Below are 25,552 nucleotides of genomic sequence, written 5' to 3'. Positions count from 1 at the left end.
CAGACCGTCGACTCAGAACGGTGGGGGTTCGTATGTGGCGGCCAGCCAGGCTTGTCGTTGGCGTTCCTGTTCGGCGTTGAGTTCGAGGCGGCGCCGGCGTTCCTGTTTGACTCGCTCGCGGCGGTCTTGTTCTCGGGTGGTCTTGCGCATCGGCATCATCGCGGTGCGCCCGGCGCCGTCGACCGGCGTCGAGGTCGTTATGGTCCCGGTCGGTACCGCCAACCCGGGGAACAGGATTCCCCCGAGGGCGTCGGTGGTGTAGACGTGCCCGGTCGGCGCCGTGATCACGATCGTGCCGTCGGGGCGCTGCTCGTCGCTCCACCCGTTCGGCCCGGTGTAGAAGGTCTTGATCAAATGATCGGTGCGGCAGTAATGCTTCAGGCCGGAGGCATGGGTGGGTCCGAACGGCCACGATGTCGTGTGGTCGAGATCGCATCCAGCCACCGGGCGGTCGCATCCCGGAAAGCGGCACGTCAGATCCCGCCACTGCAAGAAGTCCCGCAGCCCGGCCGAGGGCCGGTAACCGGATTCGGGCTCATTGCTCGGGAAGCGCACCGGCTTGAGCTTTGCGGTCGTGGCGGCCTTGCGGACCGATTCGGCCGGCAGCACACCGAACCCGGACAGATACCCCGGCCGCCGACTGGTCCCCTCCAGCGTCGCCTGCTCAGCCAACACGTGAACGACCACCTGCGCGGCAGACTCCCGCACCTTCGCCGCCGGACAGTCGGTGGATCCGCACAGGCAGGCCAACGACGACTCCAGCCGCCCCATAGCGCCACACGCCGCCGCGCGGCGCTGCTGCTTGGAGCGTGGATCGTTGGCGCACACCGAGTCCGCGATCAAGTCCAGGCGCTGATCGAAAGCTGAAGCGTCGACCGCATCCAGCACACCGCCCACCATCGCCATACCCGCCGCCTCGGGGTGGGCTTCGACCTCGAGGTAGCAGTTTTCCGCCACGGTGGGCGGCACCCGAACCGCGGCAGGATCGTAGTCGGCCACCCACACGTCGATGCGGTCACGCAGTTTCTTCTTGGAGAGACGCATCCACTTGCGCACCTGCTCGGCCAGCGACGCGTCCAGACCGGCGATGATGTCGTCCTCGACGTTCGCGGTGCGGTTGATCACCATCTGCAGCACCCGATAGTCGATGTCGCCGCGGGCGAACACCGCCGCCACCTGCGGCAGGCGCTGATACAGCGACACCGCGACCCGCACCTGGCATCCCGCGCGCCCCCGGCTGATGTTCTGCGCCGCGGACACCTCCGCCGCGACCGCCTCGAACACGTCCGTGCGCCAGAACTGCGCCTCCGCGTAATCGACGCAACGCACCTCATACAGCGCGGCAACCGCACGAAGGCGCTCGGCGATCGCCGCCGACTCCGCCCGCGAGGCCGCAGCCATCGCGTCGATCAGCGTCGCAGGATCACCGGCATCGAACATACATTCGATCCTAATTGCGGCGGCCGACACCGGCCGGCACCAATTTCCGGCCTGTGGATAACTGTCAGCGGTTCCTGCGCCGACGGATCCACTGCCGGACCCGCTGGCCGACCTCCGCGGGAATGGTTGTCGGAGTGCGGGATTCGCGATAAGTCATGGCCGGTGGCGAGGTCGGCGCGGGTGGCTCGGGGTCGGCGGTGAGGGCTTCAGCCGCGCCCGTGCCCTCGACGGCAGCCGTGTCAGAGGCAGATGCCTCGTCATCGGTCGATGTGGCCTCATCGCTGTCGTCGGCAGCCGGCTCGTCGGACGTCTCAACGGCGTCGGTGTCGCCGCCGGCGACCTCGTGCGCCACCGCGGCGTCGTCAACAGCCACAGCGACCTCGTCACCTTCGACGGACCCCAGACCCGCCTCTGGCTCGGCAGACTCGGGCTCGGCCTCGGCCCCATCGGTCAACGCCTCAGCAGCGTCCTCGCCCTCTACGGCGACCTGGTGCGCCACCGCAGCATCGTCAACCGCCTCGGCGGCCTCATCGCCGTCGACCGAGCCCAGACCCGCCTCGGGCTCAGCAGACTCGGGCTCGGCAGACTCGGGCTCGGCCTCGGGCTCTGCCTCGGCCCCATCGGTCAGCGCCTCAGCAGCGTCCTCGCCCTCTACGGCGACCTGGTGCGCCACCGCAGCATCGTCAACAGCCTCGGCGGCCTCGTCACCGTCGACCGACCCCAGACCCGCCTCCGGCTCGGCAGACTCGGGCTCCGCAGTCTCGGGCTCGCTCTCGGCCTCATCGGTCAACGCCTCAGCAGCGTCCTCGCCCTCTACGGCGACCTGGTGCGCCACCGCAGCATCGTCAACAGCCTCGGCGGCCTCGTCACCGTCGACCGACCCCAGACCCGCCTCCGGCTCGGCAGACTCGGGCTCCGCAGTCTCGGGCTCGCTCTCGGCCTCATCGGTCAACGCCTCAGCAGCGTCCTCGCCCTCTACGGCGACCTGGTGCGCCACCGCAGCATCGTCAACAGCCTCGGCGGCCTCGTCACCGTCGACCGACCCCAGACCCGCCTCCGGCTCGGCAGACTCGGGCTCCGCAGTCTCGGGCTCGCTCTCGGCCTCATCGGTCAACGCCTCAGCAGCGTCCTCGCCCTCTACGGCGACCTGGTGCGCCACCGCAGCATCGTCAACAGCCTCGGCGGCCTCGTCACCGTCGACCGACCCCAGACCCGCCTCAGGTTCCGCAGACTCGGGCTCAGCAGACTCGGGCTCAGCAGCCTCGGGCTCGCTCTCGACCCCATCGGTCAACGCCTCAGCAGCGTCCTCGCCCTCCACCGCGACCTCGTGCGCCACCCCAGCATCGCCCACAGCCTCCGCGACCTCGTCACCCTCGACCGACCCCAGACCCGCCTCCGGCTCGGCAGACTCGGGCTCTTCCTCGGGCTCGGCAGCCTCGGGCTCGCTCTCGGCCTCATCAGTCAGCGCTTCAGCAGCGTCCTCGCCCTCGACGGCGACCTCGTGCGCCACGGCGGCGTCATCCACAGCCTCCGCGACCTCGTCACCTTCGACCGACCCCAGACCCGCCTCCGGCTCGGCAGCCTCGGGCTCGCTCTCGACCCCATCGGTCAACGCCTCAGCAGCGTCCTCGCCCTCCACCGCGACCTCGTGCGCCACCGCAGCATCGCCCACAGCGTCAGCGACCTCGTCACCCTCGACCGACCCCAGACCCGCCTCGGGCGAAGCAGTCTCGAGCTCGGCCCCATCGGTCAACGCCTCAGCAGCGTCCTCGCCCTCCACGGCGACCTGGTGAGCCACCGCAGCATCGCCCACAGCCTCCGCGACCTCGTCACCTTCGACCGACCCCAGACCCGCCTCCGGCTCGGCAGTTTCAGACTCGCTCTCGGCCTCATCGGTCAACGCCTCAGCGGCATCCTCACCCTCAACTGCCACCTCGGGCGCCTCGTCCGCCAGATCAACAGCGTCCGCGACCTCGTCTGCTTCCAGTGACTCCGGTTCGCCCTCAGGCTCGACCAGCGCCTCGGCCGCTTCCTCACCGTCGACCGCGACGGCGTGCGCTTCGGCCGCACCGTCTACCGCCTCAGCGACCTCGTCACCCTCGACGGACCCCAGGCCCGCTTCGGGCTCAATGCTGTCGTCGGAAGGAACGACCAACTCCTCACCGTCAGCGACCTCGTCGCCCTCGACGGTTTCCAGGTCCGCTTCCCGCCCGACCAGGACATCGGTCTCGTCGGCGTCGTCCTCGGCCGCCTGCGCCACCGACTTCTCGTCGTCCTCGGCCGCGACGGTCGCCGCGGCGACCACACCCGCCGTCGACGCGCCGACCGCCAGATCCTTGACCAACTCCTCGGCGCGCGACTCGTCGCCCTCCTGCTTGCCGCGCAGCAGCATCGGATCCTCGCGGCCCTTCGGCGCGACCATGATGTACACCACCGCGCCGATGAACACGAAGGTCGACGTGAAGGAGTTCACCCGGATGCCCGCCAGGTGCGTCGCGGCGTCGCTGCGCATCAGCTCGATCCAGAACCGGCCCACGCAGTACCCGGCCACATACATCGCGAAAAGTCGGCCGTGCCCGATGCGGAACCGGCGATCGATGATCAGCAGCGCCGCGAACACCAGCAGGTTCCACAGCAACTCGTACAGGAACGTCGGGTGGACGACCTGGATGAGCTCCCCGGTCGACACCCCGTTCAGCGAGTCCGGCACCCCGGCGGAATTCACCCGCTCGTAGATCTCCAGGCCCCACGGCAGCGTCGTCTCGCGCCCGTACAGCTCCTGGTTGAAGTAGTTGCCGATCCGCCCGATCGCCTGGGCGAGGATGATTCCCGGCGCGATCGCGTCCCCGAACGCGGGCAGCGGTATCTCCCGCCGCCGGCAGGCGATCCACGCTCCGATGGCGCCCAGCGCCACCGCGCCCCAGATGCCGAGCCCGCCGTCCCAGATCCGCAGGGCGGCCCCGAATCCCGCTCCGTCCTCCCCGAAGTAGGTCCGCCAGTCGGTGATGACGTGATAGAGCCGACCGCCGATGAGACCGAAGGGCACCGCCCACAGCGCGATGTCGTAGATGACGCCGGGCTCGCCACCGCGTGCCACCCAGCGCCGGTCACCCAGGACCAGCGCAGCCACGATGCCGGCGATGATGAACAGCGCATAGGCCCGCAGCGGGAACGGGCCGAGGTGCCACACACCCTGCGAAGGACTCGGGATGTACGCCAAGACCGTCGATGTCACGCAGTGATCCTCTGCCGTACCCCGTCAGCCAGTTCTTCTGTCAATGCCCGCATCGCGGGGACGCCGTCGGTCAGCGCCGACACCAGCGCCGACCCCACGATCACCCCGTCCGCGTAGGAGCCGATCTGCGCCGCCTGCTCGCGCGACCGCACGCCCAGACCGACACCGACCGGGATGTCGGAGAGTTCCTTGATCCGCTGGACGAGTTCCGGCGCCGCGTTGGAGACTGCGTCGCGAGCACCGGTCACACCCATCGTCGACGCCGCGTACACGAATCCCCGGGACGCATCGACCGTCGCGCTCAGCCGCTCCGGCGTCGAGGACGGCGCAACCACGAAGATTCGGTCCAAGTCGTGCGCCTCCGAAGCGGCCAGCCACTCGTCGGCCTCGTCCGGAATCAGGTCCGGCGTGATCATCCCGAGCCCGCCCGCCGAGGCGAGGTCGCGGGAGAATGCGTCAACACCCTTGCGCAGCACGGGATTCCAGTAGGTCATCACCACGGCGTGGCCGCCGGCGTTGCTGATCGCCTCGACAGCCCGGAACGTGTCCCGCACCCGCACCCCGCCCCGCAGCGCGACCTCCGTCGCCGCCGCGATGGTGGGGCCGTCCATGCCCGGGTCCGAGTACGCGATGCCGACCTCGATCACGTCGCAGCCCGCCTCGACCAGGGCGACCATCGCGGCGATCGAGGTCTCGACATCCGGGAACCCGGTCGGCAGGTAGCCGATCAGCGCCGCCCGGTCCTCATCCCGGCACGACGCGAAAACGCTTGCCAACCGGCTCATCTGGCGCCGTCCTCGAGCAGCCCGAACCAGCGCGCCGCGGTTTCGACGTCCTTGTCGCCGCGACCGGACATGTTGATCAGGATGATCGCGCCGGGGCCCAGTTCGGCGCCCAGCTTCATCGCGCCGGCCACCGCGTGGGCCGATTCGATCGCCGGGATGATGCCCTCTTTGCGGCTCAGCAGCGACAGCGCGTCCATGGCCTCGGTGTCGGTGATCGGCTTGTACTGGGCGCGGCCGATGTCTTTGAGCAGCGCGTGCTCCGGCCCGACACCCGGATAGTCCAGGCCCGCCGAGATCGAATGCGATTCGATGGTCTGGCCGTCCTCGTCCTGCAGCAGGTACGAATACGAGCCCTGGAAGGCGCCCGGCGATCCGCCGGTGAACGTGGCCGCGTGCCGTCCGGTCTCGACGCCGTCACCGGCGGCCTCATAGCCGACCAGGCGCACGTCGGGATCGTCGATGAACGCGTGGAAGATGCCGATGGCATTCGAGCCGCCGCCGACACAGGCGACCACGGCGTCGGGCAGCCGGCCGGCCTGGTCGAGCATCTGCGCGCGGGCCTCGAGACCGATGACCCGCTGGAAATCCCGGACCATCATCGGGAACGGGTGCGGTCCCGCCGCGGTGCCGAAGCAGTAGTACGTGTTGTCGGCGTTGGTGACCCAGTCGCGGAACGTCTCGTTGATCGCGTCCTTGAGCGTCTTGGAGCCCGACTCGACCGGCACCACCGACGCGCCGAGCAGGCGCATCCTCGCCACGTTCAGCGCCTGGCGCGCGGTGTCCACCGCGCCCATGTAGATCACACACTCCAGGCCCAACAGCGCGCAGGCGGTCGCCGTTGCCACACCGTGCTGGCCGGCGCCGGTCTCGGCGATGACGCGGGTCTTACCCATCTGACGTGCCAGCAGCGCCTGCCCCAGCACGTTGTTGATCTTGTGAGAACCGGTGTGATTCAAGTCTTCCCGCTTCAGGAAGATCCGCGCGCCACCGGCGTGCTCGCTCATCCGCTCCGCCTCGTACAGCGGGGACGGGCGACCGGTGTAATGCCGTTGCAGCCGGTCCAGCTCGTCGAGGAAGGTCTGGTCGCCGCGCGCCTTCTCGTACGCGGCGGTCACCTCCTCGATGACCGCCATCAGCGCTTCGGGCACATACCGGCCGCCGTAGACGCCGAAATGGCCGCGGGCATCCGGATCGTGCGACGTGGGTTCGGCCACCGCGGCGCTGGCGCGCGGCAGTTCCGGTCCGAGATGCGCGGTCACTTAGCGCGCAGGTTTCGGGCACGACGGATGCGTGCCGGCGGTGACGAGGTCAGCGACGGCGCCGCGGGGATCCCCACTGGTGACCAAACCTTCGCCGACGAGCACGGCGTCCGCGCCCGCACCGGCGTAGGCCAGCAGGTCGGCGGTCCCCCGCACACCCGACTCGGCGACCCGGATGACGTTGCTCGGCAGCCCCGGCGCGATGCGGGCGAAGCAGTCCCGGTCGACCTCGAGAGTCTTCAGGTCGCGGGCGTTCACACCGATCAGCCTGGCTCCGGCCTGCAGCGCCCGGTCGGCCTCCTCCTCGGTGTGCACCTCGACCAGGGCGGTCATGCCCAGCGATTCGGTGCGTTCGAGCAGCGATTCCAGGGCGGGTTGTTCGAGGGCCGCGACGATCAGCAGCAGCAGGTCGGCGCCGTGGGCGCGGGCCTCGTGGATCTGGTAGGGCCGCACGATGAAGTCCTTGCGCAGCACCGGAATCGACACCGCCGCGCGCACCGCGTCAAGATCGTCGAGCGAGCCGTGGAAGCGGCGCTGCTCGGTCAGCACGCTGATGACCCGCGCGCCGCCGTCCTCGTAGGCGCGGGCCAGCTCGGCGGGGTCTGCGATGGACGCCAGCGCACCGCGCGACGGGCTGGCGCGCTTCACCTCGGCGATGACCGCGATGCCCGGCGCACGCAGCGCCGCCATCACGTCCAGCGGCGCCGGTGCGTGCCTGGCCTTTTCCTTGACCTCGGCCAGGCTGACGACGGCTTCGCGAGCGGCAACGTCAGCACGGACCCCTTCGAGAATGGAGTCGAGGACGGTTGCCGAACCCATAGCTGTCGTTTCCCTTCCCCTGACGGCCGTTTGATTCTTTACGAAGGGTAGTCGCCACCACACCACAGCCCGTCACCGCCCCTTGTTGTCCGGGGTGGTCGGGTCCTGCCCGGCGTCGAGCGCGTCCCAGATCATCCGCTCCGACATTTCCGCGCCAGGCTCCTCGACCTCGGTGCGACGCCGGGTGTACCGCGCCGCGTCGGCGCCGCCCCGCGTCGCCGATCTGAGCAGCAGCACCGCGCCGACCAGTGACAGCGCCGCCGCGACCAGCGTCAGCACCGCGCCCGTCGAGTACCGCTCGGTGCCCACCAGGTCGGTGATCGGCACCTCGGCCAGACGCGCCGCCCGGGCCGCGACGTCGGGCACCACCCACAGGCTGATCGCCAGGTAGCCCATCGCCGCGCTCGCCGCCGCCACCAGCACCGCCAGGATCCGCAGCACCCAGCCCCGCACCGCCAGTCCCGCCACCGCAGCCGCCAACACCACCAGCGCCAACGGGATCAGCGCCGTGGACCAGGTGGCACCGGTGAGCTCGTCGGTCCTGGGATGGGTGAGGCCGTCGAACGAGGTGACCTCCACCCACGTCAGGCGCGACGAGCCCCACAGCCCGGCTGCGGCCACCACCAGCAGGAGCTGCCCGAGGCGGGTCACGGTTCGCTCAACGTCTCGGCGGCCGCGATCGCGCTCAGCACCGCGCGGGCCTTGTTGGCCGCCTCGTTGTACTCGTACGGGCCGTTCGAGTCGGCGACGACGCCGCCGCCCGCCTGCACGTAGGCGGTGCCGTCACGCATCAGTGCGGTACGGATCGCGATCGCGAAGTCCGCGTTGCCGGCGAAGTCCAGGTAGCCCAACACACCGCCGTAGAGGCCGCGACGGGTCTTCTCGACCTCCTCGATCAGTTCCATCGCCCGCACCTTCGGCGCCCCGGACAGCGTGCCGGCCGGGAAGCAGGCCGTCACCGCGTCGAGCGCGGTCCTGCCCTCGGCGAGCATGCCCGTCACCGTCGACACCAGGTGCATGACGTGGCTGTAGCGCTCGATGTGGCTGTAGTCCTCGACCTTCACGGTGCCCGGTGTGCACACCCGGCCCAGGTCGTTGCGACCGAGGTCGACAAGCATCAGGTGCTCGGCCCGTTCCTTCTCGTCGGCGAGCAGTTCCTTCTCGAGCAGGAGGTCCTCCTCCTCGGTGTCCCCGCGCCAGCGGGTGCCCGCGATCGGATGCGTGGTGGCCCGCCCGTCCTTCACGGTGACCAGCGCCTCCGGGCTGGAGCCGACGATCGAGAAGTCCAGTCCGCCTTCGGCGTTCGGCACGTTGAGCAGGTACATGTACGGGCTGGGGTTGGTCACCCGCAGCATCCGGTAGACATCGAGGGGATCGGCGTCGGTGTCCATTTCGAAACGCTGCGACGGCACCACCTGGAAGGCCTCGCCGGCCTCGATGTCGCCGACGAGCTTGTCGACGATCGCGGTGTACTCCTCGACGGTGCGTTGCGACCGGTGCAGCGGCGCCGGCCTGCTGAACGTCGCCACCGTCGAGGCCAGCGGTTCGCCCAGCGCCGCGGTCATCACGTCCAGCCGAGCGACCGCGTCGTCGTAGGCCTCGTCGACGCGCTCATCGGTGCCGTTCCAGTTCACGGCGTTGGCGATCAGCGTGATGGTGCCCTCGTGGTGGTCCAGCGCCGCGATGTCGGTGGCGAGCAGCAGCACCATGTCGGGCAGCCCGAGGTCGTCGACCGCGAGCTCGGGCAACCGCTCGAGCAGGCGCACGAAGTCGTAGGCGAAGTAGCCGACCAGCCCGGACGACAGTGGCGGCAGACCGGGCAGCGCCGCGGTCTCCAGCAGCGTGAGGGTGGCACGCAGCGCCTCGAGCGGATCACCGCCGACGGGGGCGTCCTGCGGGGTGACGCCCAGCCAGGCGGCGTGGCCGTCGCGCACGGTCAGCGCAGACGGGGCGCCGGCGCCGACGAACGACCACCGCGACCAGGACCGCCCGTTCTCCGCGGACTCCAGGAGGAACGTTCCGGGCCGGTTCGCGGCGAGCTTGCGGTACGCCGAGAGCGGCGTCTCGCTGTCGGCGAGCACCTTGCGGGTCACCGGCACCACACGGTGCTCGGCGGCCAGCGCCCGGAAGTCCTCACGCGACGTCAGAGCGAGGCTGGCGGTGGACTGCACACCGGCATTCTCCCAGAAGTACGGTGAGAACCATGAATCGTGGCGACACCGTGGCCGAGTTCGAACTGCCGGACCAGACGGGGACGACGAGGAGCCTGACCGGGCTGCTCGCCGACGGGCCCATCGTGCTGTTCTTCTACCCGGCGGCGATGACGCCCGGGTGCACGAAGGAGGCGTGCCACTTCCGCGACCTGGCCGCCGAGTTCGCCGCGGTCGGCGCCACCCGGGTCGGCATCAGCGCCGACCCGGTCGACAAACAGGCCAAGTTCGCCGACCAGCAGAAGTTCGACTACCCGCTGTTGTCGGACACCGATGGCGTGGTGGCCACGCAGTTCGGCGTCAAGCGCGGGCTGCTGGGCAAGTTCATGCCCGTCAAGCGCACCACGTTCGTGATCGACACCGACCGCACGGTGCTGGACGTGATCGCCAGCGAGTTCAGCATGGACACCCACGCCGACAAGGCGCTCGAAACGCTGCGCAAGCGTCAGTCGGCCTGAGCCAGCAGCAGGTCGGCGTCGAAGCAGGTGTGGTCGCCGGTGTGGCAGGCGGCGCCGACCTGGTCGACTTCGAGCAGCACGGTGTCGCCGTCGCAGTCCAGCCGCACCGAGTGCACCTGCTGGGTGTGGCCGGAGGTCGCGCCCTTGATCCACTGCTCCCCGCGCGAGCGCGAAAAGTAGGTCGCCTCACGGGTTTCCAGCGTGCGGGCCAACGCGTCGTCATCCATCCACGCCACCATCAGCACCTGGCCGGTGCCGCGCTCCTGCACCACGGCGGCGACCAGGCCGTTGGCGTCGCGTTTGAGCCGCGACGCGATCGCCGGGTCGAGAGTCATCGGACCACTATCCCTTCAGCCGCCATCGCGGCCTTCACCTGACCGATGGTCAGCTCCCGGAAGTGGAACACGCTGGCCGCGAGCACCGCATCGGCACCTGCAACAACCGCGGGCGCGAAATGTTCCACCGCGCCGGCGCCGCCGCTCGCGATCACCGGCACCGACACCGCGCCGCGCACTGCACGCAGCATGGCGAGGTCGAATCCGGCCTTGGTGCCGTCGTAGTCCATCGAGTTCAGCAGGATCTCTCCGACGCCGAGTTCGGCGCCGCGGGTGGCCCATTCCACCGCGTCGATGCCGGTCCCCCGCCGACCGCCGTGCGTGGTGACCTCCCAGCCCGACGACGTGGGTTCGGCACCCGCGGGCACGGTGCGCGCGTCGACCGACAGCACGATGCACTGTGATCCGAACTGCCGGGAGAGCTCGGAGAGCAGTTCAGGGCGTGCGATCGCGGCGGTGTTCACCGACACCTTGTCCGCCCCGGCACGCAGCAGCATGTCGACGTCGGCCACCGAACGCACCCCACCGCCGACGGTCAACGGGATGAACACCTGTTCGGCGGTGCGCCGCACCACCTCGAGCATCGTCGAGCGGCCCGACGACGACGCCGTCACGTCCAGGAACGTCAACTCGTCGGCGCCCTCGGCGTCGTAGACGGCGGCCAACTCGACGGGATCCCCGGCGTCGCGCAGGTTCTCGAAGTTGACCCCCTTGACGACGCGGCCGGCGTCGACGTCCAGACAGGGGATCACCCGGGTCGCGACATCGCCTCCGGTACTCACAGGTAGTCCTTCGGATTCCCCGCCGAGGCGACGATCTCGAGCATCTGCTCGTGCACTCCCGGCGCAGCCACCAGCGCCGAGGGCGACGTCAGCGTCCACGGCTCCCCGGCGAGGTCGGTGACGACGCCACCGGCCGCGCGCACCAGCGCGACGCCCGCTGCGTGGTCCCAGATGTGATGACCGAAACTGATTGCCCCGCCGAGAATTCCGGCCGAGACGTAGGCGAGGTCGATGCCCGTCGCCCCGTGCATGCGCATTCGCGAACACTGTCTGCTGAGATTCGCCAAGACCGTCGCGCGGTACCGGCCGGGGTAGCGCCCCCGCGAGTCGATGTTGAAGGTGCCGGTGCCGACGATCGCATCGCGTACGTCCCCGTGCTCCAGGCGCGCCAGCTCACCGCCGTTGCACCGCAGCGGACCCCCGACGATCGCGGTGTAGCGCTGCGCCATGAACGGCAGCCACGTCAGGCCGAGCACCGGCTCGCCGCCGACCAGCAGCCCCAGCAGGATCGCCGCCATCGGCGACCCCGCGGCGTAGTTGAACGTCCCGTCGATCGGGTCGAGGATCCACACCATCTCCGAATCGACCGACTCGCCGCCGAACTCCTCGCCGTGCACACCGATGCCGGTCAGCCGTTGCAGCTCGGCAACCACCCGGCGTTCGATCGCGAGGTCGACCTCGGTGGCGAAGTCGTCGCCCTTCTTGGCGACCGCGGAGTCGGCGCGATGCCCGGCGACGAACTGCGTCGAGGCACCGTCGAGGACGCCCGCAGCCGTGTCGAGCAGCTCCGAGAGCTGCCGGTCGTCGAGGGTCACGCGTCGACCGCGGCCAGCGCCTGCGGCAACGTGAATCGACCGGCGTACAAGGCTTTCCCGACGATCGCACCCTCGACGCCGACGCCGGTCAGGGTCGCGATCGCCCGCAGGTCGTCCAGGCTCGACACCCCGCCGGAGGCGATGACCGGGGCGTCGGTGCGCTCACACACCGCCGAGAGCAGATCCAGGTTGGGCCCGTTCAACGTGCCGTCCTTGGTGACGTCGGTGACGACGAAACGCGAGCAGCCTTCGGCGTCGAGGCGGTCGAGCACCGTCCACAGGTCGCCGCCGTCGGTCTCCCAGCCGCGGCCACGCAACCGGTGCGCACCGTCTGCGATCAACACGTCGAGCCCGACCGCGACCTTGTCACCGTGCTCGGCGACCACGCGGGCGCACCACTGCGGGTTCTCCAATGCCGCCGTGCCGAGATTGACCCGGGCGCATCCGGTGGCCAGCGCGGCGGCGAGGGACTCGTCGTCACGGATACCGCCGGAGAGCTCCACGGCCACATCGAGCGTGCCGACCACCTCGGCGAGCAGGTCCCGGTTGGAGCCGCGACCGAACGCCGCGTCGAGGTCCACCAGGTGAATCCACTCGGCGCCGTCGCGCTGCCATGTCATCGCCGCATCCAGGGCCGAGCCGTACTCGGTCTCGCTGCCCGCCTGCCCCTGCACCAGGCGCACGGCGCGCCCCTCGACCACGTCGACGGCGGGCAGCAGGACCAGCTTCGGTGCGTTCACGCCGGTCAACTTAGCGCCCCGATCCAGTTCGACAGCAACTCGGCGCCGGCGTCCCCGCTCTTCTCGGGGTGGAACTGGGTGGCCGACAGCGGACCGGCCTCAACGGCGGCCAGGAACGGCACGTGGTGGGTGGCCCACGTCAGCACCGCGCCGCGGTCGCCCTCCCACTGCTGGGCGGCATAGGAGTGCACGAAATAGAACCGGGTGGCCGGATCCATGCCCGCGAACAGCACGCTGTCCGCGGGGGCGTCGACCACGTTCCATCCCATGTGCGGGATCACCGGCGCATCGAGCCGGACCACCGAGCCGGGCCACTGCCCACAACCGGCCGTCTCGACACCGAACTCGACGCCGCGGGAGAACAGGATCTGCATGCCCACGCACACGCCGAGCACTGGCCGTCCGGCCGCGACGCGGTCGGCGATGATCTTGTCGCCGCCGACCTTCCGCAGCCCGGTCATGCACGCCTCGAAAGCGCCGACACCCGGCACCACCAGGCCGTCCGCGGCCATCGCGGCACCGGGGTCGGCGCTGACCTCGACCTCGGCGCCGACACGCTCCAGCGCCCGCTGGGCGGATCGGAGATTTCCCGAGCCGTAGTCCAGCACCACGAGTTTTGCTGTCACAACGTCCCTTTGGTCGACGGAACCCCGCTGACCCGCTCGTCGTACTCGACGGCCTGGCGCAGCGCGCGCGCCACGGCCTTGTACTGCGCCTCGGTGATGTGGTGCGGATCCCGGCCGTACAGGGTGCGCACGTGCAGCGCGATGCGCGCGTTGAACGCCAGGGATTCGAAGACGTGCCGGTTCACCACGGTGTGGTACGGCGCCTGCGATCCGGCGATGGTGAACTCGACCATGAAATCCGGTTCGCCGGTGTGCACGAAATACGGCCGGCCCGAGACGTCGACCGCGGCGTGCGCCAGCGACTCGTCCATCGGGATGAACGCGTCACCGAAGCGGCGGATCCCGGACTTGTCCCCCAGCGCCTGCCCGAGCGCCTGGCCGAGCACGATCGCCGTGTCCTCGATGGTGTGGTGGCCCTCGATCTCGATGTCGCCCACGGCCTTCACCGTCAGGTCGAAGCGCGCGTGGGTGCCCAGCGAGGTGAGCATGTGATCGAAGAACGGCACCCCGGTCTCGACACTCACCTGCCCGGTGCCGTCGAGGTCCAACTCGACGACGATGTCGGATTCCTTGGTCTTGCGTTCGACCTTCGCGTACCTGTGGGGACGGCTCACTTCACTCCTTGTCGGGCGCTGGCGTTGAGCAGCGCGTCGTTCTCTTCGGCGAGGCCGATGGTGGTGCGCAGATATCCGGGGATGCCGACGTCGCGGATCAGCACCCCGTCATCGAGGTAGGCCCGCCACGTGGCGGCGGCGTCGGCGAACTCGCCGAACAGCAGGAAGTTCGCATCGCTGGGGATCACCCGGAAACCCATGCCGGTCAGGGCCGTCGACACCCGCTCCCGTTCGCTGATCAACGTGGCGACGCTGCCGAGGGTGTCGTCGGCGTGCCGCAGCGCGGCCCGCGCAGCGGCCTGGGTGAGCGACGACAGGTGGTACGGCAGGCGCACCAGCAGCATCGCCTCCACGACGGCGGGCGCGGCGACCAGGTAACCCAGCCGCCCTCCGGCGAACGCGAACGCCTTGCTCATGGTGCGCGACACCACCAGGCGGGTCGGGTACTCGTCGATGAGCCCGATCGCGCTGGGCCGCGACGAGAACTCGCCGTAGGCCTCGTCGACGACCATCACGCCCCCGGTCATGGCGTCCAGCAGCTGCCGCAGGTCGTCGAGCGAAACACTCTGTCCCGACGGGTTGTTGGGGCTGGTGACGAACACGACGTCGGGAGTGTGCTCCTTGATCGCCGTGGCCGCCACGGCCGCGTCGAGGCCGAAGTCCTCGGCGCGGTGCGCCGCCAGCCACGCCGTCTGCGTGCCGTCGGCGATGATCGGGTGCATCGAGTAGGACGGGACGAACCCGATCGCGCTGCGGCCCGGCCCGCCGAAGGCCTGCAGCAGCTGCTGCAGGATCTCGTTGGAACCGTTTGCGGCCCAGACGTTTTCGACGCCCACCCGGACACCGGTCTGTGCGCTCAGGTAACCGGCCAGGTCGGTGCGTAGCGCCACGGCGTCGCGGTCGGGGTAGCGGTGCAGCTCGGCGGCGGCCTCGCGCACCGACGCGGCGACGTCGTCGATCAGCGCCTGCGTCGGCGGATGCGGATTCTCGTTGGTGTTCAGCCGCACGGGCACCACGAGCTGCGGGGCGCCGTAGGGGGATTTCCCGCGCAGGTCCTCGCGCAGCGGCAGCGCGTCGAGGGTCACGGTCTCGCCGGGGGTCACCTCTCGAACCTCCGGCGCACGGCTTCGCCATGGCTGGGCAGGTTCTCGGCCTGCGCCAGCGTGATCACGTGACCGGCCACGTCCTTGAGCGCCGCCTCGGTGTAGTCGACGACGTGGATGCCGCGCAGGAACGTCTGCACCGACAGCCCGCTCGAGTGGCGCGCACAGCCGGCCGTGGGCAGCACGTGGTTCGACCCGGCGCAGTAGTCGCCGAGGCTGACCGGTGCCCACGGTCCGACGAAGATCGCGCCGGCGGACCGGACCCGGCCCGCCACGTCGGCGGCGTCGACGGTCTGGATCTCGAGATGTTCGGCGGCATAGGCGTTCACGACGCGCAGACCGGCGTCGACGTCGTCGACGAGCACGATCGCCGACTGCTCGCCGCTCAGCGCGGCGGTCACCCGCTCGCGGTGCACCGTCGTCTCCAGCTGCACAGCCAGCTCGGCGTCCGTGGCGTCGGCCAGCGCGGTGCTGTCGGTGACCAGCACGCTGGCGGCCATCTCGTCGTGCTCGGCCTGGCTGATCAGGTCGGCGGCGACGTGCGCCGGGTCGGCGGTGTGGTCGGCCAGGATCGCGATCTCGGTGGGACCGGCCTCGGAATCGATGCCGACCCGCGACCGGCAGATCCGCTTGGCCGCGGTGACGTAGATGTTGCCGGGTCCGGTGATCATGTCGACCGGGGCGAGTTCGGCGCCGTCGGTGTCGGTGCCGCCGTAGGCGAGCAGCGCGACCGCCTGCGCGCCGCCGACCGCCCACACCTCGTCGACGCCGAGCAGCGCGGCGGCGGCCAGGATCGTCGGATGGGGCAGGCCGGAGAATTCGGCCTGCGGCGGACTGGCGATCACCAGCGAGTCGACGCCGGCGGTCTGTGCCGGGACGACGTTCATCACCACGCTGGACGGATAGACGGCGTTGCCGCCCGGCACGTAGAGGCCCACGCGTTCCACGGGGACCCAGCGCTCGGTGACGGTCGCGCCGGGGCCGAGCGTGGTGGTGGTGTCGGTGCGGCGCTGGTCGGCGTGCACGGCGCGGGCCCGCTGGATGGCGACCTCGAGGGCGGCGCGGACACCAGGATCGAGCTCGGCCAACGCGGCCGCCAGCCGGTCGGCGGGCACCCGCACCTGGCCGGGCCGCACGCCGTCGAAGGAGGCGCCGTACTCGAGCGCCGCGTCGGCGCCGCGGTCCGCGACCGCCTCGACGATGGGCCGGACCGTGGGCAGCACCGCGTCGACGTCGACGCCGCCACGGGGCAGCGCGGTGCGCAGACGGGCCGTCGACAGCGTCGCACCACGCAGGTCGATGCGCCGCAGGAGCCGTGGCGATACATTCACGCTGACCATTGTCCCAGAGCAGCACAAATCAGTATCGGAGGCGTCGTGTCCGATCGACCGAGCAGAAGCAGCCACCCCAACAACGCGCCCGGCGTGCCGATGATCTTCCCGCCGTGGTTCGAGCGGCTGCAGATCAAGTACATCAACCCGCTGCTGCGTCCACTGTCGAAGCGGATGCCGGGCCTGGGCGTGATCAAGCACCGCGGCCGCACGTCCGGCAAGGACTACGAGACGATCGTCACGCCCTACCGCAAGGGCTCGGTGCTGGCGATCGGGCTCGCGCACGGCAAGACCAACTGGGTGAAGAACGTGCTCGCCGCCGGTGAGGCCGACATCCGGATCGGGGCCAAGGAACTGCACCTGGTGCGGCCCCGGGTGCTGCCGGCGGGCACCACGGACCCGTCGCTGCCGCGGATGGCGCAGGTGGTGGCCAAACGGTCCGGGGTGTTCGTCGCCGACATCGCCTCATGAGCACGCAGATGTGGCTGGCGTTCTTCGGCGCCGCCATCCTGATCGCGGTCTCCCCCGGCGCCGGCGCCATCCAGTCGATGGCCACCGGCCTGACGCACGGGGTGCGGCGCGGCTACTGGAGCATCATCGGTCTCGAGATCGGCCTGATGCTGCAACTCACCCTCGTCGCGGTCGGCCTGGGCGCCGCGGTGTCCAATTCGATCCTGGCGTTCACGATCATCAAGTGGGTGGGCGTGGCCTACCTGGCCTATCTGGCGATCCGGCAGTGGCGCACCGCGGCGGTGGACCTGCGCACCCAGGTCGACCGGGTGGTCGCCGGCGGACGCGCGTCGCTGGTGGCGCGGGGCTTCCTGGTCAACGCGACCAACCCGAAGGGCCTGCTGTTCTTCCTCGCGGTGATGCCGCAGTTCGTGGTGCCGACGGCGCCGCTGCTGCCGCAGTACCTCGCGATCGGGGTGACGATGGTCGCCGTGGACCTGGTGGTGATGGGCCTCTACACCGGCCTGGCGGTCCGGTTGCTGACCTGGCTGCGGACCCCGCGCCAGCAGACAGTGCTCAACCGCGTGTTCTCCGGGCTGTTCGCCACCGCGGCCGTCGTGCTCTCGCTGCTGCGCCGGGGCCCCGCCACCATCTGAGGGCTAGCGGCAGCGGTTGCTCACGGCGGCACTGGCGGCCTCCGCGGCCTCCAGCCGCTTGGCCTGCGCGGGATCGGTGTTGGGCACTCCCGCGGTGGCCGCCGCGCCGATGTCCATCAGCGCATCGGCGAACCTCGTCACCTCGGCGGCCAGATCACCCGGCGTGGCGGGGTCCAGGCGGGCGAGCAGGTACTGCCCGCCGTCCGACAGAGCCAGCCGGGCGTTCGCGGCCGCCGCGAGCGCCCCGCTGACGTCGCCGGGCGGCGTCACATTGGTGTTCGTCGCGACCCCGGTCCGGACTGTCGCGAAGGCGGTGCAGATCGTGGCCGTCGCCTCGGCGCGCTGGGCGTCGGTGTAGTCGGCGCCGTGGTCGAAGGACCGGACCAGCGCGGCCGCCGAGACACCCAGCGAGAGCAGTGCCACGGCCAGCGCCGCGGACGGGGGTACGCGCATCGGCTACAGATCCAGCCCCAGGTCGAGGACCCGCACCGAGTGGGTGAGCGCCCCGACGGCGAGGTAGTCCACGCCGGTGCCCGCGTACTCCGCAGCGGTCTCCAGCGACAGCCCGCCGGAGGACTCCAGCTTCGTCTCCGGTGATCGGGCGGCGCGCCGCTGCACGGCGATCTGCGTCTGCCATACCGGGAAGTTGTCCAGCAGCACCAGTTCGACCCCTTCGGCCAGCACGTCGTCGAGCTGCTCGAGCGAGTCGACCTCGACCTCGCACGGCAGATCGGGCGCAGCCGCGCGCACCTGGCGCAGCGCGGCCACCACGGAGCCGGCGGCGGCGACGTGGTTGTCCTTGATCAGCGCCGCGTCGCCGAGTCCCAGCCGGTGGTTCACGCCCCCGCCGACCCGCACGGCGTACTTCTGCAGCGAGCGCAGACCCGGCAGCGTCTTGCGGGTGTCCCGGATCTGGGCCGAGGTCCCGGACACCGCGTCGACCCAGGCGGCCGTCGCGGTGGCGATACCCGACAGGTGGCAGAGCAGGTTGAGCATGGTCCGTTCGGCGGTCAGCAGGCCACGCGTCGGACCCTCCACGGTCAGCGCCGCACCGCCTGCCTCGAGCCGGGTGCCGTCGGGCACCTGGTGCGTCACCCGGTAGCCGTCAGGGCCGAGCACCTCGTCGAACACGATGAGCGCGAGTTCCCCGCCCGCGATCACCCCCGGTTCGCGGGCCACCACCGACGCCGTCGTGGCGGCGTCGGCCGCCACGGTGGCCAGCGTGGTGACGTCGGGCCCGTACCGCAGGTCCTCCTCCAGTGCGCGGCCGATCAGCGCACGAGCGTCGGTGAGCTCGTCGGCCGACAACGTCGTGGCCCTCATCGGCACCCCGCTGCCACCGGAGCGCAGACGATACTGGCCGCCTGCGCCGGGTCGGTGTCGGGGAAGTCGCGACGGTGGTGGCTGCCGCGGGTCTCGGTGCGGGCCCGCGCGGCGGCGGCGACGGCGCCGGCCACCGTGGTCAGCGCGGCGTCCTCGAAGGTGCTGCGCGAGTTGACGATTCGCGAAGCGGCCGAGTCGAGCCGCTCGATCAGCAGACCCAACCCGGCGTCGTCGCGGACGACGGAGGCGTGCCGGCTCATCGCCTGCTGCAGCTCGGGGCGGGCGAGCACGGGCCGCGGCGACGGTACCGGCGCGACCACCCGGGCCGGACCGGCGTCGACGGCGTGCTCCGCGGCTGCGACTCCCGCGCGACCGCCCACCACCAGACCTTCGAGCAGGCTGTTGGAGGCCAACCGGTTCGCGCCGTGCATCCCGGTGCGGGCCACCTCGCCGGCGGCGAGCAGACCGGGGATCGCGGTACGGCCGTGGACATCGGTGACCACGCCCCCGCAGCTGTAGTGCGCACCGGGAACGACGGGGATCGGCTGCGCCGCCGGATCGAGCCCCGCCGCCCGGCAGGCGGCGGTGACGGTCGGGAAGCGGCGCGCGACGTCGGCCACGCCCCGCGCGTCGAGAAAGACGCAGGCATCGCCGGATTCGGCCAGCCGCGCCTCGATGGCCGCGGCGACGACGTCGCGCGGGGCCAGGTCGCCCATCGGGTGCACTCCGGAAGTCACCGAGTTGCCCTGTGCATCAACCAGTCTGGCGCCCTCGCCGCGCAGTGCCTCGGTGACGAGCGGTCGCCGCCCGCCGGCCGGGCCGGTGTAGAGCATGGTCGGGTGGAACTGGACGAACTCGACGTCGGAGACCGGCACTCCGGCCCACATCGCCAGCGCGACCCCGTCGCCGGTGGACCCCTCGGGGTTCGTGGTGGCCTGATAGAGGTGCCCCGCCCCGCCGGTCGCCAGGATCACCGAGGGCGCGTAGACGGCGCCGAGGCCGTCCTCGCTGAGCACCGAGACGCCGGCGATCGCGCCGTCGTCGATCAGCAGGTCGAGCGCGACGTGATTGCGGCGGATGTCCAGGTGGGCGGCGGCGTGGTCGAGGGCGCGCTGCACCTCCGCGCCGGTCGCGTCGCCACCGGAGTGGATGATGCGTCGCCGGGAATGCCCACCCTCGCGGGTCAGCGCCCACTGGCCGGGCGCGGACTCGTCGAAATGGGCTCCGGCGCCGACCAATTCGGCGACGGCCCGGGAGCCGTCGGCGACGATGGACCGCACCGCCTCGGGATCGCACAGACCGGCGCCCGCGGCGAGTGTGTCGGCCACATGGGCGTCGATCGAGTCACCGTCGGCGTGCACGCCGGCCAGGACGACGGCGATGCCGCCCTGGGCGTAGAACGTGGCGGTCTCCCCCGCCTTGCTCAGCAGCACGACCGTGCGGCCACGGCGGTGTGCGGCCAGCGCGGCGGCCAGCCCGGCCACCCCGGTGCCGATCACGACGACGTCGGCTCGGCGGCGCCAGACGCCGGCGCCGCCGCAGCCGGTGGCGGCGGTCATTCCCCGCCGCCGGGCTGCCCGATCTCGATCATCCGGGTCACGCTGCGACGGGCCGCGGCCGCGACGTCGCGGTCGACGTGCACCTCGTCGGCGCCCTCGACCAGGCAGCGCAGCAGCGCCGCCGGCGTGATCATCTTCATGTACTTGCAGGACGCCCGGTCGTTGACGGCCTGGAAATCGATACCCGGTGCGGCACGGCGCAACTGGTGCAGCATGCCGACCTCGGTCGCGACCAGCACCTGCGTGGCGTGCGAGGTCTTGGCGGCGTCGAGCATCCCTCCGGTGGACAGGATCTTCACCCGGTCCGCCGGGAAGGCGCCCTCACCGGCGAGGTACAGCGCCGAGGTGGCACATCCGCATTCGGGGTGGACGAACAGCTCCGCATCGGGGTGGCTGCGGGCCTGCGCGGCGAGTTCGTCGCCGTTGATGCCCGCGTGCACGTGGCATTCGCCGGCCCAGACGTGCAGGTTGGTCCGGCCGGTAATGCGGCGCACGTGCGCGCCGAGGAACTGGTCCGGGCAGAACAGCACCTCGCGGTCGGCCGGGATCGACGCGACGACCTCGACGGCGTTCGACGACGTGCAGCAGATGTCGGTCTCGGCCTTCACCGCGGCGGTGGTGTTGACGTAGGACACCACGACGGCGCCGGGATGATCGGCCTTCCAGGCGCGCAACTCATCGGCGGTGATCGAGTCGGCCAGCGAGCAGCCGGCCCGCTGGTCGGGGATCAGCACGGTCTTGTCCGGCGAGAGGATCTTGGCGGTCTCGGCCATGAAGTGCACACCGGCGAACACGATGGTGTCCTCGGGCGCCTCGGCGGCGATCCGCGACAGGGCCAGCGAGTCGCCGACGTGGTCGGCGACGTCCTGGATGGCCGGCAACTGATAGTTGTGCGCCAGCAGCGTCGCGCCCCGCAGGTCGAGAAGTCGGCGGACCTCCGCCGCCCAGGCGGCGTCGCCCTCGACGCCGGAGAAGCCCTCGGGGCCGTCGACGATCTTGTCGGCCAGCGCGGCGTCGAAGGACCCCGTGAGTACGGTCATCGCCGTCTCCTTCACTCTTCCAGGTTTTCGACTTACAATCGAAAACATGCCACATCGTAGCACTCACCACGAGGTCCTGGCCGCGGTGTTCCAGGTTCGTCCGCAGCAGGGACCCGCCACCGCCGGGAAACCGGCGCTTCACGTGCTGTTATGGCAGCGGGCCCTGGATCCGGAGCGCGGCAGGTGGTCCCTGCCCGGCGGCCGACTGGGTCATGACGAGACGCTGACGGACTCGGTGCGGCGCCAACTGGCCGAGAAGGTGGACCTGCGTGAACTCGCTCACCTCGAGCAGTTGGCGGTGTTCTCCGACCCCGACCGGGTGCCGGGCGATCGCACGATCGCGTCCACCTTCCTGGGCCTGGTGCCCTCCCCCGCGACGCCCGAGCTCCCGTCGGACACGCGCTGGCACCCGGTCAGCGACCTACCGCCGATGGCGTTCGACCACGGCCCGATGGTCGACCACGCGCACAACCGGCTGGTGGCCAAGTTGTCGTACACCAACATCGGATTCGCCTTGGCACCAGGTGAATTCGCGCTGTCGACGCTGCGGGACATCTACAGCGCGGCACTCGGGCACCCGGTCGACGCGACCAATCTGCAGCGGGTGCTCGAGCGTCGCCATGTCATCACCAGGACGGGCACCACCGCCCGGTCAGGCCGCAGCGGGGGCCGCCCGGCCGCCCTGTACCGCTTCGCCGATCCGCGCTACCGGGTGACCGACGAATTCGCTGCTTTGCGCCCGCCCGGGTGAGTCGGCTGGCTTCTTAACGCCTTCTTAAGTAACAATGCGGGGATGGACTTGGGCAATGTGGCGCGGGCGACCGGGGCCGAATGGATCGGCCAACCCCACCACGAGCCGCTCCGGCCCAGGCACCGGCCCATCCTCCCGGCCGAGGATCCCTTCTACCAGCCGCCGGAGGGTTTCGAGCACGCCCGCCCCGGCACGGTGTTGCGCTCCCGGGACGTCGAACTGGCGTTTCTCGGGTTCGTCCCGCAGAAATTCACCGCCACCCAGCTGCTCTACCGCACCACCGACTTCAAGGGTGACCCGCAGGCCGGCGTCACCACCGTGGTGATCCCCACCGAGCGCGATCCCGAACGACCGCTGCCGATCATGTCCTACCAGTGCGCGATCGACGCCGTCGCGAGCCGCTGCTTCCCGTCGTACGCCCTTCGCCGGGGCGCCAAGGCCATCGGCGCCGTCGCGCAGTTCGAGTTCCTGCTGGTCGCCGCCGCGCTGGCGGAGGGCTGGGCCGTCTCGGTGCCCGACCACGAAGGGTCGGCCGGCATGTGGGGCGCGCCCTACGAGCCGGGCTACCACATCCTCGACGGCATCCGTGCGGCCATCAACCACCAGTCGTTCGGCCTGACGTCGAAGTCGCCGATCGGGCTGTGGGGCTACTCGGGCGGCGGACTGGCCTCGGCCTGGGCCGCCGAGGTGCAGGACAGCTACGCGCCCGAGCTGAACGTCGTGGGCGCGGTCCTCGGTTCGCCCGTCGGCGACCTCGGCCATGCGTTCCGCCGGCTCAACGGCAGCATCTACGCCGGCCTGCCCGCGCTGGTGGTCGCCGCGCTGTGCCACATCTACCCCGAGCTCGACGAGATCATCCAGACCCACGCCACCGACGAGGGCAAAGCGATGCTGGACCGGATTCAGAAGATGACCACCGCGCACGCGATGGTCACCTGCGCCGGCCGCGACATGGCCACCATGATCGACCGCCCGCTCGAGGAGATCCTGCTGACGCCGGAGGTGCAGAACGTCTTCGCGAGCATCAAGCTCGGCACCGCCGCACCGACGATCCCGCTGCTGATCGTGCAGGCCGTGCACGACCGCATCATCTCCGTCGACGACATCGACGAGCTGACCCACACCTACACCCGGGGCGGAGCGCGCGTGACCTACCACCGCGACCTGCTCAGCGAGCACCTGCTGCTGCACCCCATGTCGGCGCCGATGACGCTGCGCTGGCTCCGGGACCGATTCGCCGGGGCGCCGCTGCGCACGCACGTGAAGCGGACCAAATGGCCCACCCTGCTGAACCCCTCGACCTACCGCGGGATGCTCACCCTGGGCACGATCACGGTGAAGGTGATGACGGGGCGACGGGTGGAGCGTCAACCTCTGTCGCGGTTCGACCGATAACCGGCGCGGCCGGCTCGACCGGCGGCCAGCCGCCGAGATCGTCACGCGAGGTGGACACCGCCGCCAGCACGTAGACGATGGCCGCCACCGCCGCGGGGAACAGCAGCGTGAGCGCCACCTGCAGCGGTGTGTGACCGAAGAACACCGCCGGCGCCTCCGTCACGTAGTGCACCCGGTTCTGCTCGGAGACCGGAACCGTCGCCACGTCGATGTGGCCGTAGCGCCAGCGCACCAGGGCCGCCCCGACGCCCACCGCGGCCGCCGACGCGGCCACCGACCCCAGGCACAGCGCGGCCATCATCACCGGTCCGCGGTGGCGGCGCCACTGCCACACCGCGACCGCGGCCACGACGGCGAGCACCGCCAGCATTCCGACGAGAAGTGCTGCCGCGGTGAAGAAGTGGTCGGCCTCGTTGCCCAGGTACGCCTTGACCCGCTCGTTGCTGCGGGTCAGCGCCACCACGCCGTGGATCGGCGGGGCCAGCCAGGCCCACACCGCGCCGCACAGCGCTCCGGCAGCGGCCAGCCCGACCACGACCCACAGCACCGCATGCGTCCGGCTCATCGGTACAACTCCAGATCTCTCGAGTCCACCTGCCCGTGCCTCGAGCACTTGGCCCACCACCCGTCGGGACGCACCTGCACGATCATCCGCCGCCCGCATTCGGCACAGAACCGCGGCGGTTCCAGTCCCAGCGCGGCGGCGGTCGGCACGGTACTGCCCGCGGGTTCGCCGGTGTAGACGTTGTAGACGCCGGCACCCACCGGCGCGGGCAGATCGCGCACCATCACAGGCTGGCGTTGAGTGCCTTGATCGGCATCTGCAGGTCCTCGAGCAGCTCGAGATCGGCCTCGGCGGGCCGGCCCAGCGTCGTCAGGTAGTTGCCGACGATGACGGCGTTGATGCCGCCGAGGATGCCCTTCTTGGCGCCCAGGTCGCCGAGCGTGATCTCGCGACCGCCGGCGAACCGCAGCATCGTGCGGGGCAGGGCCAGCCGGAACGCGGCGACGGCCTTGAGCGCCTCGGCCGCTGGCAGCACCTCGAGGTCACCGAACGGGGTGCCCGGGCGCGGGTTGAGGAAGTTCAGCGGCACCTCGTGCGGATCCAGTTCGGCGAGGTTAGCGGCGAATTCGGCGCGTTGCTCCAGCGTCTCGCCCATGCCGAGGATGCCGCCGCAGCACACCTCCATGCCGGCGTCGCGCACCATCTGCAGCGTCTCCCACCGCTCCTCCCAGCTGTGGGTGGTCACCACGTTGGTGAAGAACGACCGCGCGGTCTCCAGGTTGTGGTTGTAGCGGTGCACGCCCATCGCGGAGAGCTGCTCGACCTGCTCCTGGGTGAGCATGCCCAGCGAGCACGCGATCTGGATGTCCACCTCGTTGCGGATCGCCTCGATGCCCGCGGCGACCTGGGCCAGCAGGCGCTCGTCGGGGCCACGCACCGCGGCCACGATGCAGAACTCGGTGGCGCCGGTCTTGGCGGTCTGCTTGGCGGCCTCCACCAGACTCGGGACGTCCAGCCACGCACTGCGCACCGGTGACGCGAAAAGCCCTGACTGCGAACAGAAGTGGCAGTCCTCGGGGCAGCCGCCGGTCTTCAGGCTGATGATGCCCTCGACCTCGACATCGGGACCGCAATGCGCCATCCGGACCTCGTGGGCCAGCGCCAGCAGATCGTCGAGGCGATCGTCCGGCAGCTGCAGCACCTGCAGGGTCTGGTCCTGGTCGAGGCCGACACCCCGCTCGAGCACCTGCTCGCGTGCCACCGCCAGAATGTCGCTCATCAGTTCCGTCTCCCTCGTGGTCTCACGCTCTCGAACACCGTC

26 protein-coding genes and 1 pseudogene are annotated in these 25,552 nt (G+C 70.7%); 5 read left to right on the top strand and 22 right to left on the bottom strand.

The features are described 5' to 3' along the window. Positions 1-12: 12 nt before the first annotated feature. The 7 genes and pseudogenes from MCHUDSM44219_RS09340 to MCHUDSM44219_RS09310 form a co-directional block, all read right to left on the bottom strand. Positions 13-1,440: an HNH endonuclease signature motif containing protein gene (locus MCHUDSM44219_RS09340; protein ID WP_048417940.1), complete on the bottom strand. Its 1,428-nt coding sequence runs from the start codon at positions 1,438-1,440 to the stop codon at positions 13-15. Positions 1,441-3,703: 2,263 nt separating this feature from the next. Next, a pseudogene (lgt, locus tag MCHUDSM44219_RS31695) lies at positions 3,704-4,675 on the bottom strand (prolipoprotein diacylglyceryl transferase); the annotation flags it as partial. Beyond that, positions 4,672-5,460 carry a tryptophan synthase subunit alpha gene (gene trpA / locus MCHUDSM44219_RS09330; protein WP_048417939.1) on the bottom strand — a complete coding sequence of 263 codons (789 nt, stop codon included), beginning with the start codon at positions 5,458-5,460 and terminating at the stop codon, positions 4,672-4,674. The gene trpA and the pseudogene lgt, both read right to left, overlap by 4 nt. Continuing rightward, positions 5,457-6,719, bottom strand: coding sequence for a tryptophan synthase subunit beta (gene trpB / locus MCHUDSM44219_RS09325; RefSeq protein WP_048417938.1), 1,263 nt, complete (start codon positions 6,717-6,719; stop codon positions 5,457-5,459). The genes trpA and trpB overlap by 4 nt, the downstream gene beginning before the upstream one ends. Continuing rightward, positions 6,720-7,538 (bottom strand): indole-3-glycerol phosphate synthase TrpC, encoded by an 819-nt coding sequence (trpC, locus tag MCHUDSM44219_RS09320; protein WP_048417937.1) that lies wholly within the window; start codon positions 7,536-7,538, stop codon positions 6,720-6,722. Between the two features lie 72 nt (positions 7,539-7,610). Further along, entirely contained in the window at positions 7,611-8,189 is a 579-nt protein-coding gene (locus MCHUDSM44219_RS09315) for a TIGR02234 family membrane protein (protein ID WP_048417936.1), read from the bottom strand. Further along, a complete protein-coding gene (locus MCHUDSM44219_RS09310) occupies positions 8,186-9,709 on the bottom strand; it encodes an anthranilate synthase component I (protein WP_048417935.1) in 1,524 nt (507 codons plus the stop codon). Before MCHUDSM44219_RS09310 ends, MCHUDSM44219_RS09315 begins: the two co-directional genes overlap by 4 nt. A gap of 32 nt (positions 9,710-9,741) precedes the next feature. Here MCHUDSM44219_RS09310 and MCHUDSM44219_RS09305 point away from each other — a divergent pair, with 32 nt between their 5' ends. Then, positions 9,742-10,206, top strand: coding sequence for a peroxiredoxin (locus MCHUDSM44219_RS09305; protein ID WP_048417934.1), 465 nt, complete (start codon positions 9,742-9,744; stop codon positions 10,204-10,206). Here the strand turns inward: MCHUDSM44219_RS09305 and hisI are convergent. From hisI to hisD, 8 genes are read right to left on the bottom strand one after another with little or no spacing between them, the layout of a single operon-like run. Further along, complete coding sequence (gene hisI, locus MCHUDSM44219_RS09300; protein ID WP_048417933.1) at positions 10,194-10,541, bottom strand: phosphoribosyl-AMP cyclohydrolase; 348 nt, start codon at positions 10,539-10,541, stop codon at positions 10,194-10,196. The genes MCHUDSM44219_RS09305 and hisI overlap by 13 nt on opposite strands. Beyond that, positions 10,538-11,323, bottom strand: coding sequence for an imidazole glycerol phosphate synthase subunit HisF (gene hisF, locus MCHUDSM44219_RS09295; RefSeq protein ID WP_048417932.1), 786 nt, complete (start codon positions 11,321-11,323; stop codon positions 10,538-10,540). The genes hisI and hisF overlap by 4 nt, the downstream gene beginning before the upstream one ends. Then, positions 11,320-12,138 (bottom strand): inositol monophosphatase family protein, encoded by an 819-nt coding sequence (locus MCHUDSM44219_RS09290; RefSeq protein WP_048417931.1) that lies wholly within the window; start codon positions 12,136-12,138, stop codon positions 11,320-11,322. Before MCHUDSM44219_RS09290 ends, hisF begins: the two co-directional genes overlap by 4 nt. After that, positions 12,135-12,887, bottom strand: a complete 753-nt coding sequence (priA, locus tag MCHUDSM44219_RS09285; RefSeq protein ID WP_109777655.1) for a bifunctional 1-(5-phosphoribosyl)-5-((5-phosphoribosylamino)methylideneamino)imidazole-4-carboxamide isomerase/phosphoribosylanthranilate isomerase PriA — start codon at positions 12,885-12,887, stop codon at positions 12,135-12,137. Before priA ends, MCHUDSM44219_RS09290 begins: the two co-directional genes overlap by 4 nt. Continuing rightward, complete coding sequence (gene hisH / locus MCHUDSM44219_RS09280) at positions 12,884-13,504, bottom strand: imidazole glycerol phosphate synthase subunit HisH (RefSeq protein ID WP_048417929.1); 621 nt, start codon at positions 13,502-13,504, stop codon at positions 12,884-12,886. Before hisH ends, priA begins: the two co-directional genes overlap by 4 nt. Next, positions 13,501-14,118, bottom strand: coding sequence for an imidazoleglycerol-phosphate dehydratase HisB (gene hisB, locus MCHUDSM44219_RS09275; protein WP_048417928.1), 618 nt, complete (start codon positions 14,116-14,118; stop codon positions 13,501-13,503). Before hisB ends, hisH begins: the two co-directional genes overlap by 4 nt. Beyond that, positions 14,115-15,221, bottom strand: a complete 1,107-nt coding sequence (locus MCHUDSM44219_RS09270; protein WP_048417927.1) for a histidinol-phosphate transaminase — start codon at positions 15,219-15,221, stop codon at positions 14,115-14,117. The genes hisB and MCHUDSM44219_RS09270 overlap by 4 nt, the downstream gene beginning before the upstream one ends. Then, positions 15,218-16,561: a histidinol dehydrogenase gene (gene hisD / locus MCHUDSM44219_RS09265; RefSeq protein WP_048417926.1), complete on the bottom strand. Its 1,344-nt coding sequence runs from the start codon at positions 16,559-16,561 to the stop codon at positions 15,218-15,220. Before hisD ends, MCHUDSM44219_RS09270 begins: the two co-directional genes overlap by 4 nt. Positions 16,562-16,651: 90 nt before the next feature. On the opposite strand from hisD, the gene MCHUDSM44219_RS09260 reads away from it, so the two are divergent. Both MCHUDSM44219_RS09260 and MCHUDSM44219_RS09255 read left to right on the top strand, forming a co-directional pair. Continuing rightward, positions 16,652-17,023: a nitroreductase family deazaflavin-dependent oxidoreductase gene (locus MCHUDSM44219_RS09260; protein WP_048418010.1), complete on the top strand. Its 372-nt coding sequence runs from the start codon at positions 16,652-16,654 to the stop codon at positions 17,021-17,023. Next, complete coding sequence (locus MCHUDSM44219_RS09255) at positions 17,020-17,658, top strand: LysE family transporter (RefSeq protein ID WP_048417925.1); 639 nt, start codon at positions 17,020-17,022, stop codon at positions 17,656-17,658. The genes MCHUDSM44219_RS09260 and MCHUDSM44219_RS09255 overlap by 4 nt, the downstream gene beginning before the upstream one ends. A 3-nt stretch (positions 17,659-17,661) precedes the next feature. Here the strand turns inward: MCHUDSM44219_RS09255 and MCHUDSM44219_RS09250 are convergent, their stop codons facing one another. Genes MCHUDSM44219_RS09250 through nadA form a run of 4 tightly spaced genes read right to left on the bottom strand, consistent with a single transcriptional unit; the run spans position 17,662 to position 21,580 of the window. Further along, the gene (locus MCHUDSM44219_RS09250; protein WP_048417924.1) at positions 17,662-18,111 is read right to left on the bottom strand and encodes a hypothetical protein; all 450 of its coding nucleotides are present in this window, start codon (positions 18,109-18,111) and stop codon (positions 17,662-17,664) included. Between the two features lie 3 nt (positions 18,112-18,114). Continuing rightward, positions 18,115-18,981, bottom strand: a complete 867-nt coding sequence (gene nadC / locus MCHUDSM44219_RS09245; protein ID WP_048418009.1) for a carboxylating nicotinate-nucleotide diphosphorylase — start codon at positions 18,979-18,981, stop codon at positions 18,115-18,117. Beyond that, a complete protein-coding gene (locus tag MCHUDSM44219_RS09240; protein WP_048417923.1) occupies positions 18,978-20,540 on the bottom strand; it encodes an L-aspartate oxidase in 1,563 nt (520 codons plus the stop codon). The genes nadC and MCHUDSM44219_RS09240 overlap by 4 nt, the downstream gene beginning before the upstream one ends. Next, on the bottom strand, positions 20,537-21,580 hold the full coding sequence (nadA, locus tag MCHUDSM44219_RS09235) for a quinolinate synthase NadA (protein ID WP_048418008.1): 1,044 nt from the start codon (positions 21,578-21,580) through the stop codon (positions 20,537-20,539). The genes MCHUDSM44219_RS09240 and nadA overlap by 4 nt, the downstream gene beginning before the upstream one ends. A gap of 46 nt (positions 21,581-21,626) precedes the next feature. Here nadA and MCHUDSM44219_RS09230 point away from each other — a divergent pair, with 46 nt between their 5' ends. Both MCHUDSM44219_RS09230 and MCHUDSM44219_RS09225 read left to right on the top strand, forming a co-directional pair. After that, the gene (locus MCHUDSM44219_RS09230; RefSeq protein ID WP_048417922.1) at positions 21,627-22,331 is read left to right on the top strand and encodes an NUDIX hydrolase; all 705 of its coding nucleotides are present in this window, start codon (positions 21,627-21,629) and stop codon (positions 22,329-22,331) included. Between the two features lie 42 nt (positions 22,332-22,373). Further along, entirely contained in the window at positions 22,374-23,726 is a 1,353-nt protein-coding gene (locus tag MCHUDSM44219_RS09225) for a lipase family protein (protein ID WP_048417921.1), read from the top strand. On the opposite strand, the gene MCHUDSM44219_RS09220 is transcribed toward MCHUDSM44219_RS09225, so the two are convergent. Genes MCHUDSM44219_RS09220 through bioB form a run of 3 tightly spaced genes read right to left on the bottom strand, consistent with a single transcriptional unit; the run spans position 23,662 to position 25,510 of the window. Next, entirely contained in the window at positions 23,662-24,291 is a 630-nt protein-coding gene (locus tag MCHUDSM44219_RS09220; protein ID WP_048417920.1) for a DUF2567 domain-containing protein, read from the bottom strand. The genes MCHUDSM44219_RS09225 and MCHUDSM44219_RS09220 overlap by 65 nt on opposite strands. Then, positions 24,288-24,515 carry a biotin synthase auxiliary protein BsaP gene (bsaP, locus tag MCHUDSM44219_RS09215; RefSeq protein ID WP_048417919.1) on the bottom strand — a complete coding sequence of 76 codons (228 nt, stop codon included), beginning with the start codon at positions 24,513-24,515 and terminating at the stop codon, positions 24,288-24,290. Before bsaP ends, MCHUDSM44219_RS09220 begins: the two co-directional genes overlap by 4 nt. Then, on the bottom strand, positions 24,515-25,510 hold the full coding sequence (gene bioB, locus MCHUDSM44219_RS09210; RefSeq protein WP_048417918.1) for a biotin synthase BioB: 996 nt from the start codon (positions 25,508-25,510) through the stop codon (positions 24,515-24,517). The genes bsaP and bioB overlap by 1 nt, the downstream gene beginning before the upstream one ends. Between the last annotated feature and the right edge of the window lie 42 nt (positions 25,511-25,552).

It is taken from the genome of Mycolicibacterium chubuense (genome assembly GCF_001044255.1).
GTDB classification, from domain to species: Bacteria; Actinomycetota; Actinomycetes; order Mycobacteriales; family Mycobacteriaceae; genus Mycobacterium; species Mycobacterium chubuense.
The sequence above is the reverse complement of the archived record's forward strand: the minus strand, read 5'-3'. Positions and strand labels throughout refer to the sequence as shown.

Excerpts from the sequence above, each read along its gene's own strand:
- MCHUDSM44219_RS09240 (WP_048417923.1), bottom strand. The coding sequence starts at position 20,540 with ATGACCGCCGCCACCGGCTGCGGCGGCGCCGGCGTCTGGCGCCGCCGA.
- MCHUDSM44219_RS09305 (WP_048417934.1), top strand. The coding sequence starts at position 9,742 with ATGAATCGTGGCGACACCGTGGCCGAGTTCGAACTGCCGGACCAGACG.
- nadA (WP_048418008.1), bottom strand. The coding sequence starts at position 21,580 with ATGACCGTACTCACGGGGTCCTTCGACGCCGCGCTGGCCGACAAGATC.
- MCHUDSM44219_RS09255 (WP_048417925.1), top strand. The coding sequence starts at position 17,020 with ATGAGCACGCAGATGTGGCTGGCGTTCTTCGGCGCCGCCATCCTGATC.
- MCHUDSM44219_RS09220 (WP_048417920.1), bottom strand. The coding sequence starts at position 24,291 with ATGAGCCGGACGCATGCGGTGCTGTGGGTCGTGGTCGGGCTGGCCGCT.
- hisI (WP_048417933.1), bottom strand. The coding sequence starts at position 10,541 with ATGACTCTCGACCCGGCGATCGCGTCGCGGCTCAAACGCGACGCCAAC.
- bioB (WP_048417918.1), bottom strand. The coding sequence starts at position 25,510 with ATGAGCGACATTCTGGCGGTGGCACGCGAGCAGGTGCTCGAGCGGGGT.
- hisD (WP_048417926.1), bottom strand. The coding sequence starts at position 16,561 with ATGGTCAGCGTGAATGTATCGCCACGGCTCCTGCGGCGCATCGACCTG.
- MCHUDSM44219_RS09260 (WP_048418010.1), top strand. The coding sequence starts at position 16,652 with ATGATCTTCCCGCCGTGGTTCGAGCGGCTGCAGATCAAGTACATCAAC.
- MCHUDSM44219_RS09250 (WP_048417924.1), bottom strand. The coding sequence starts at position 18,111 with ATGCGCGTACCCCCGTCCGCGGCGCTGGCCGTGGCACTGCTCTCGCTG.
- nadC (WP_048418009.1), bottom strand. The coding sequence starts at position 18,981 with ATGAGGGCCACGACGTTGTCGGCCGACGAGCTCACCGACGCTCGTGCG.
- trpC (WP_048417937.1), bottom strand. The coding sequence starts at position 7,538 with ATGGGTTCGGCAACCGTCCTCGACTCCATTCTCGAAGGGGTCCGTGCT.
- MCHUDSM44219_RS09340 (WP_048417940.1), bottom strand. The coding sequence starts at position 1,440 with ATGTTCGATGCCGGTGATCCTGCGACGCTGATCGACGCGATGGCTGCG.
- MCHUDSM44219_RS09230 (WP_048417922.1), top strand. The coding sequence starts at position 21,627 with ATGCCACATCGTAGCACTCACCACGAGGTCCTGGCCGCGGTGTTCCAG.
- trpA (WP_048417939.1), bottom strand. The coding sequence starts at position 5,460 with ATGAGCCGGTTGGCAAGCGTTTTCGCGTCGTGCCGGGATGAGGACCGG.
- MCHUDSM44219_RS09225 (WP_048417921.1), top strand. The coding sequence starts at position 22,374 with ATGGACTTGGGCAATGTGGCGCGGGCGACCGGGGCCGAATGGATCGGC.
- bsaP (WP_048417919.1), bottom strand. The coding sequence starts at position 24,515 with ATGGTGCGCGATCTGCCCGCGCCGGTGGGTGCCGGCGTCTACAACGTC.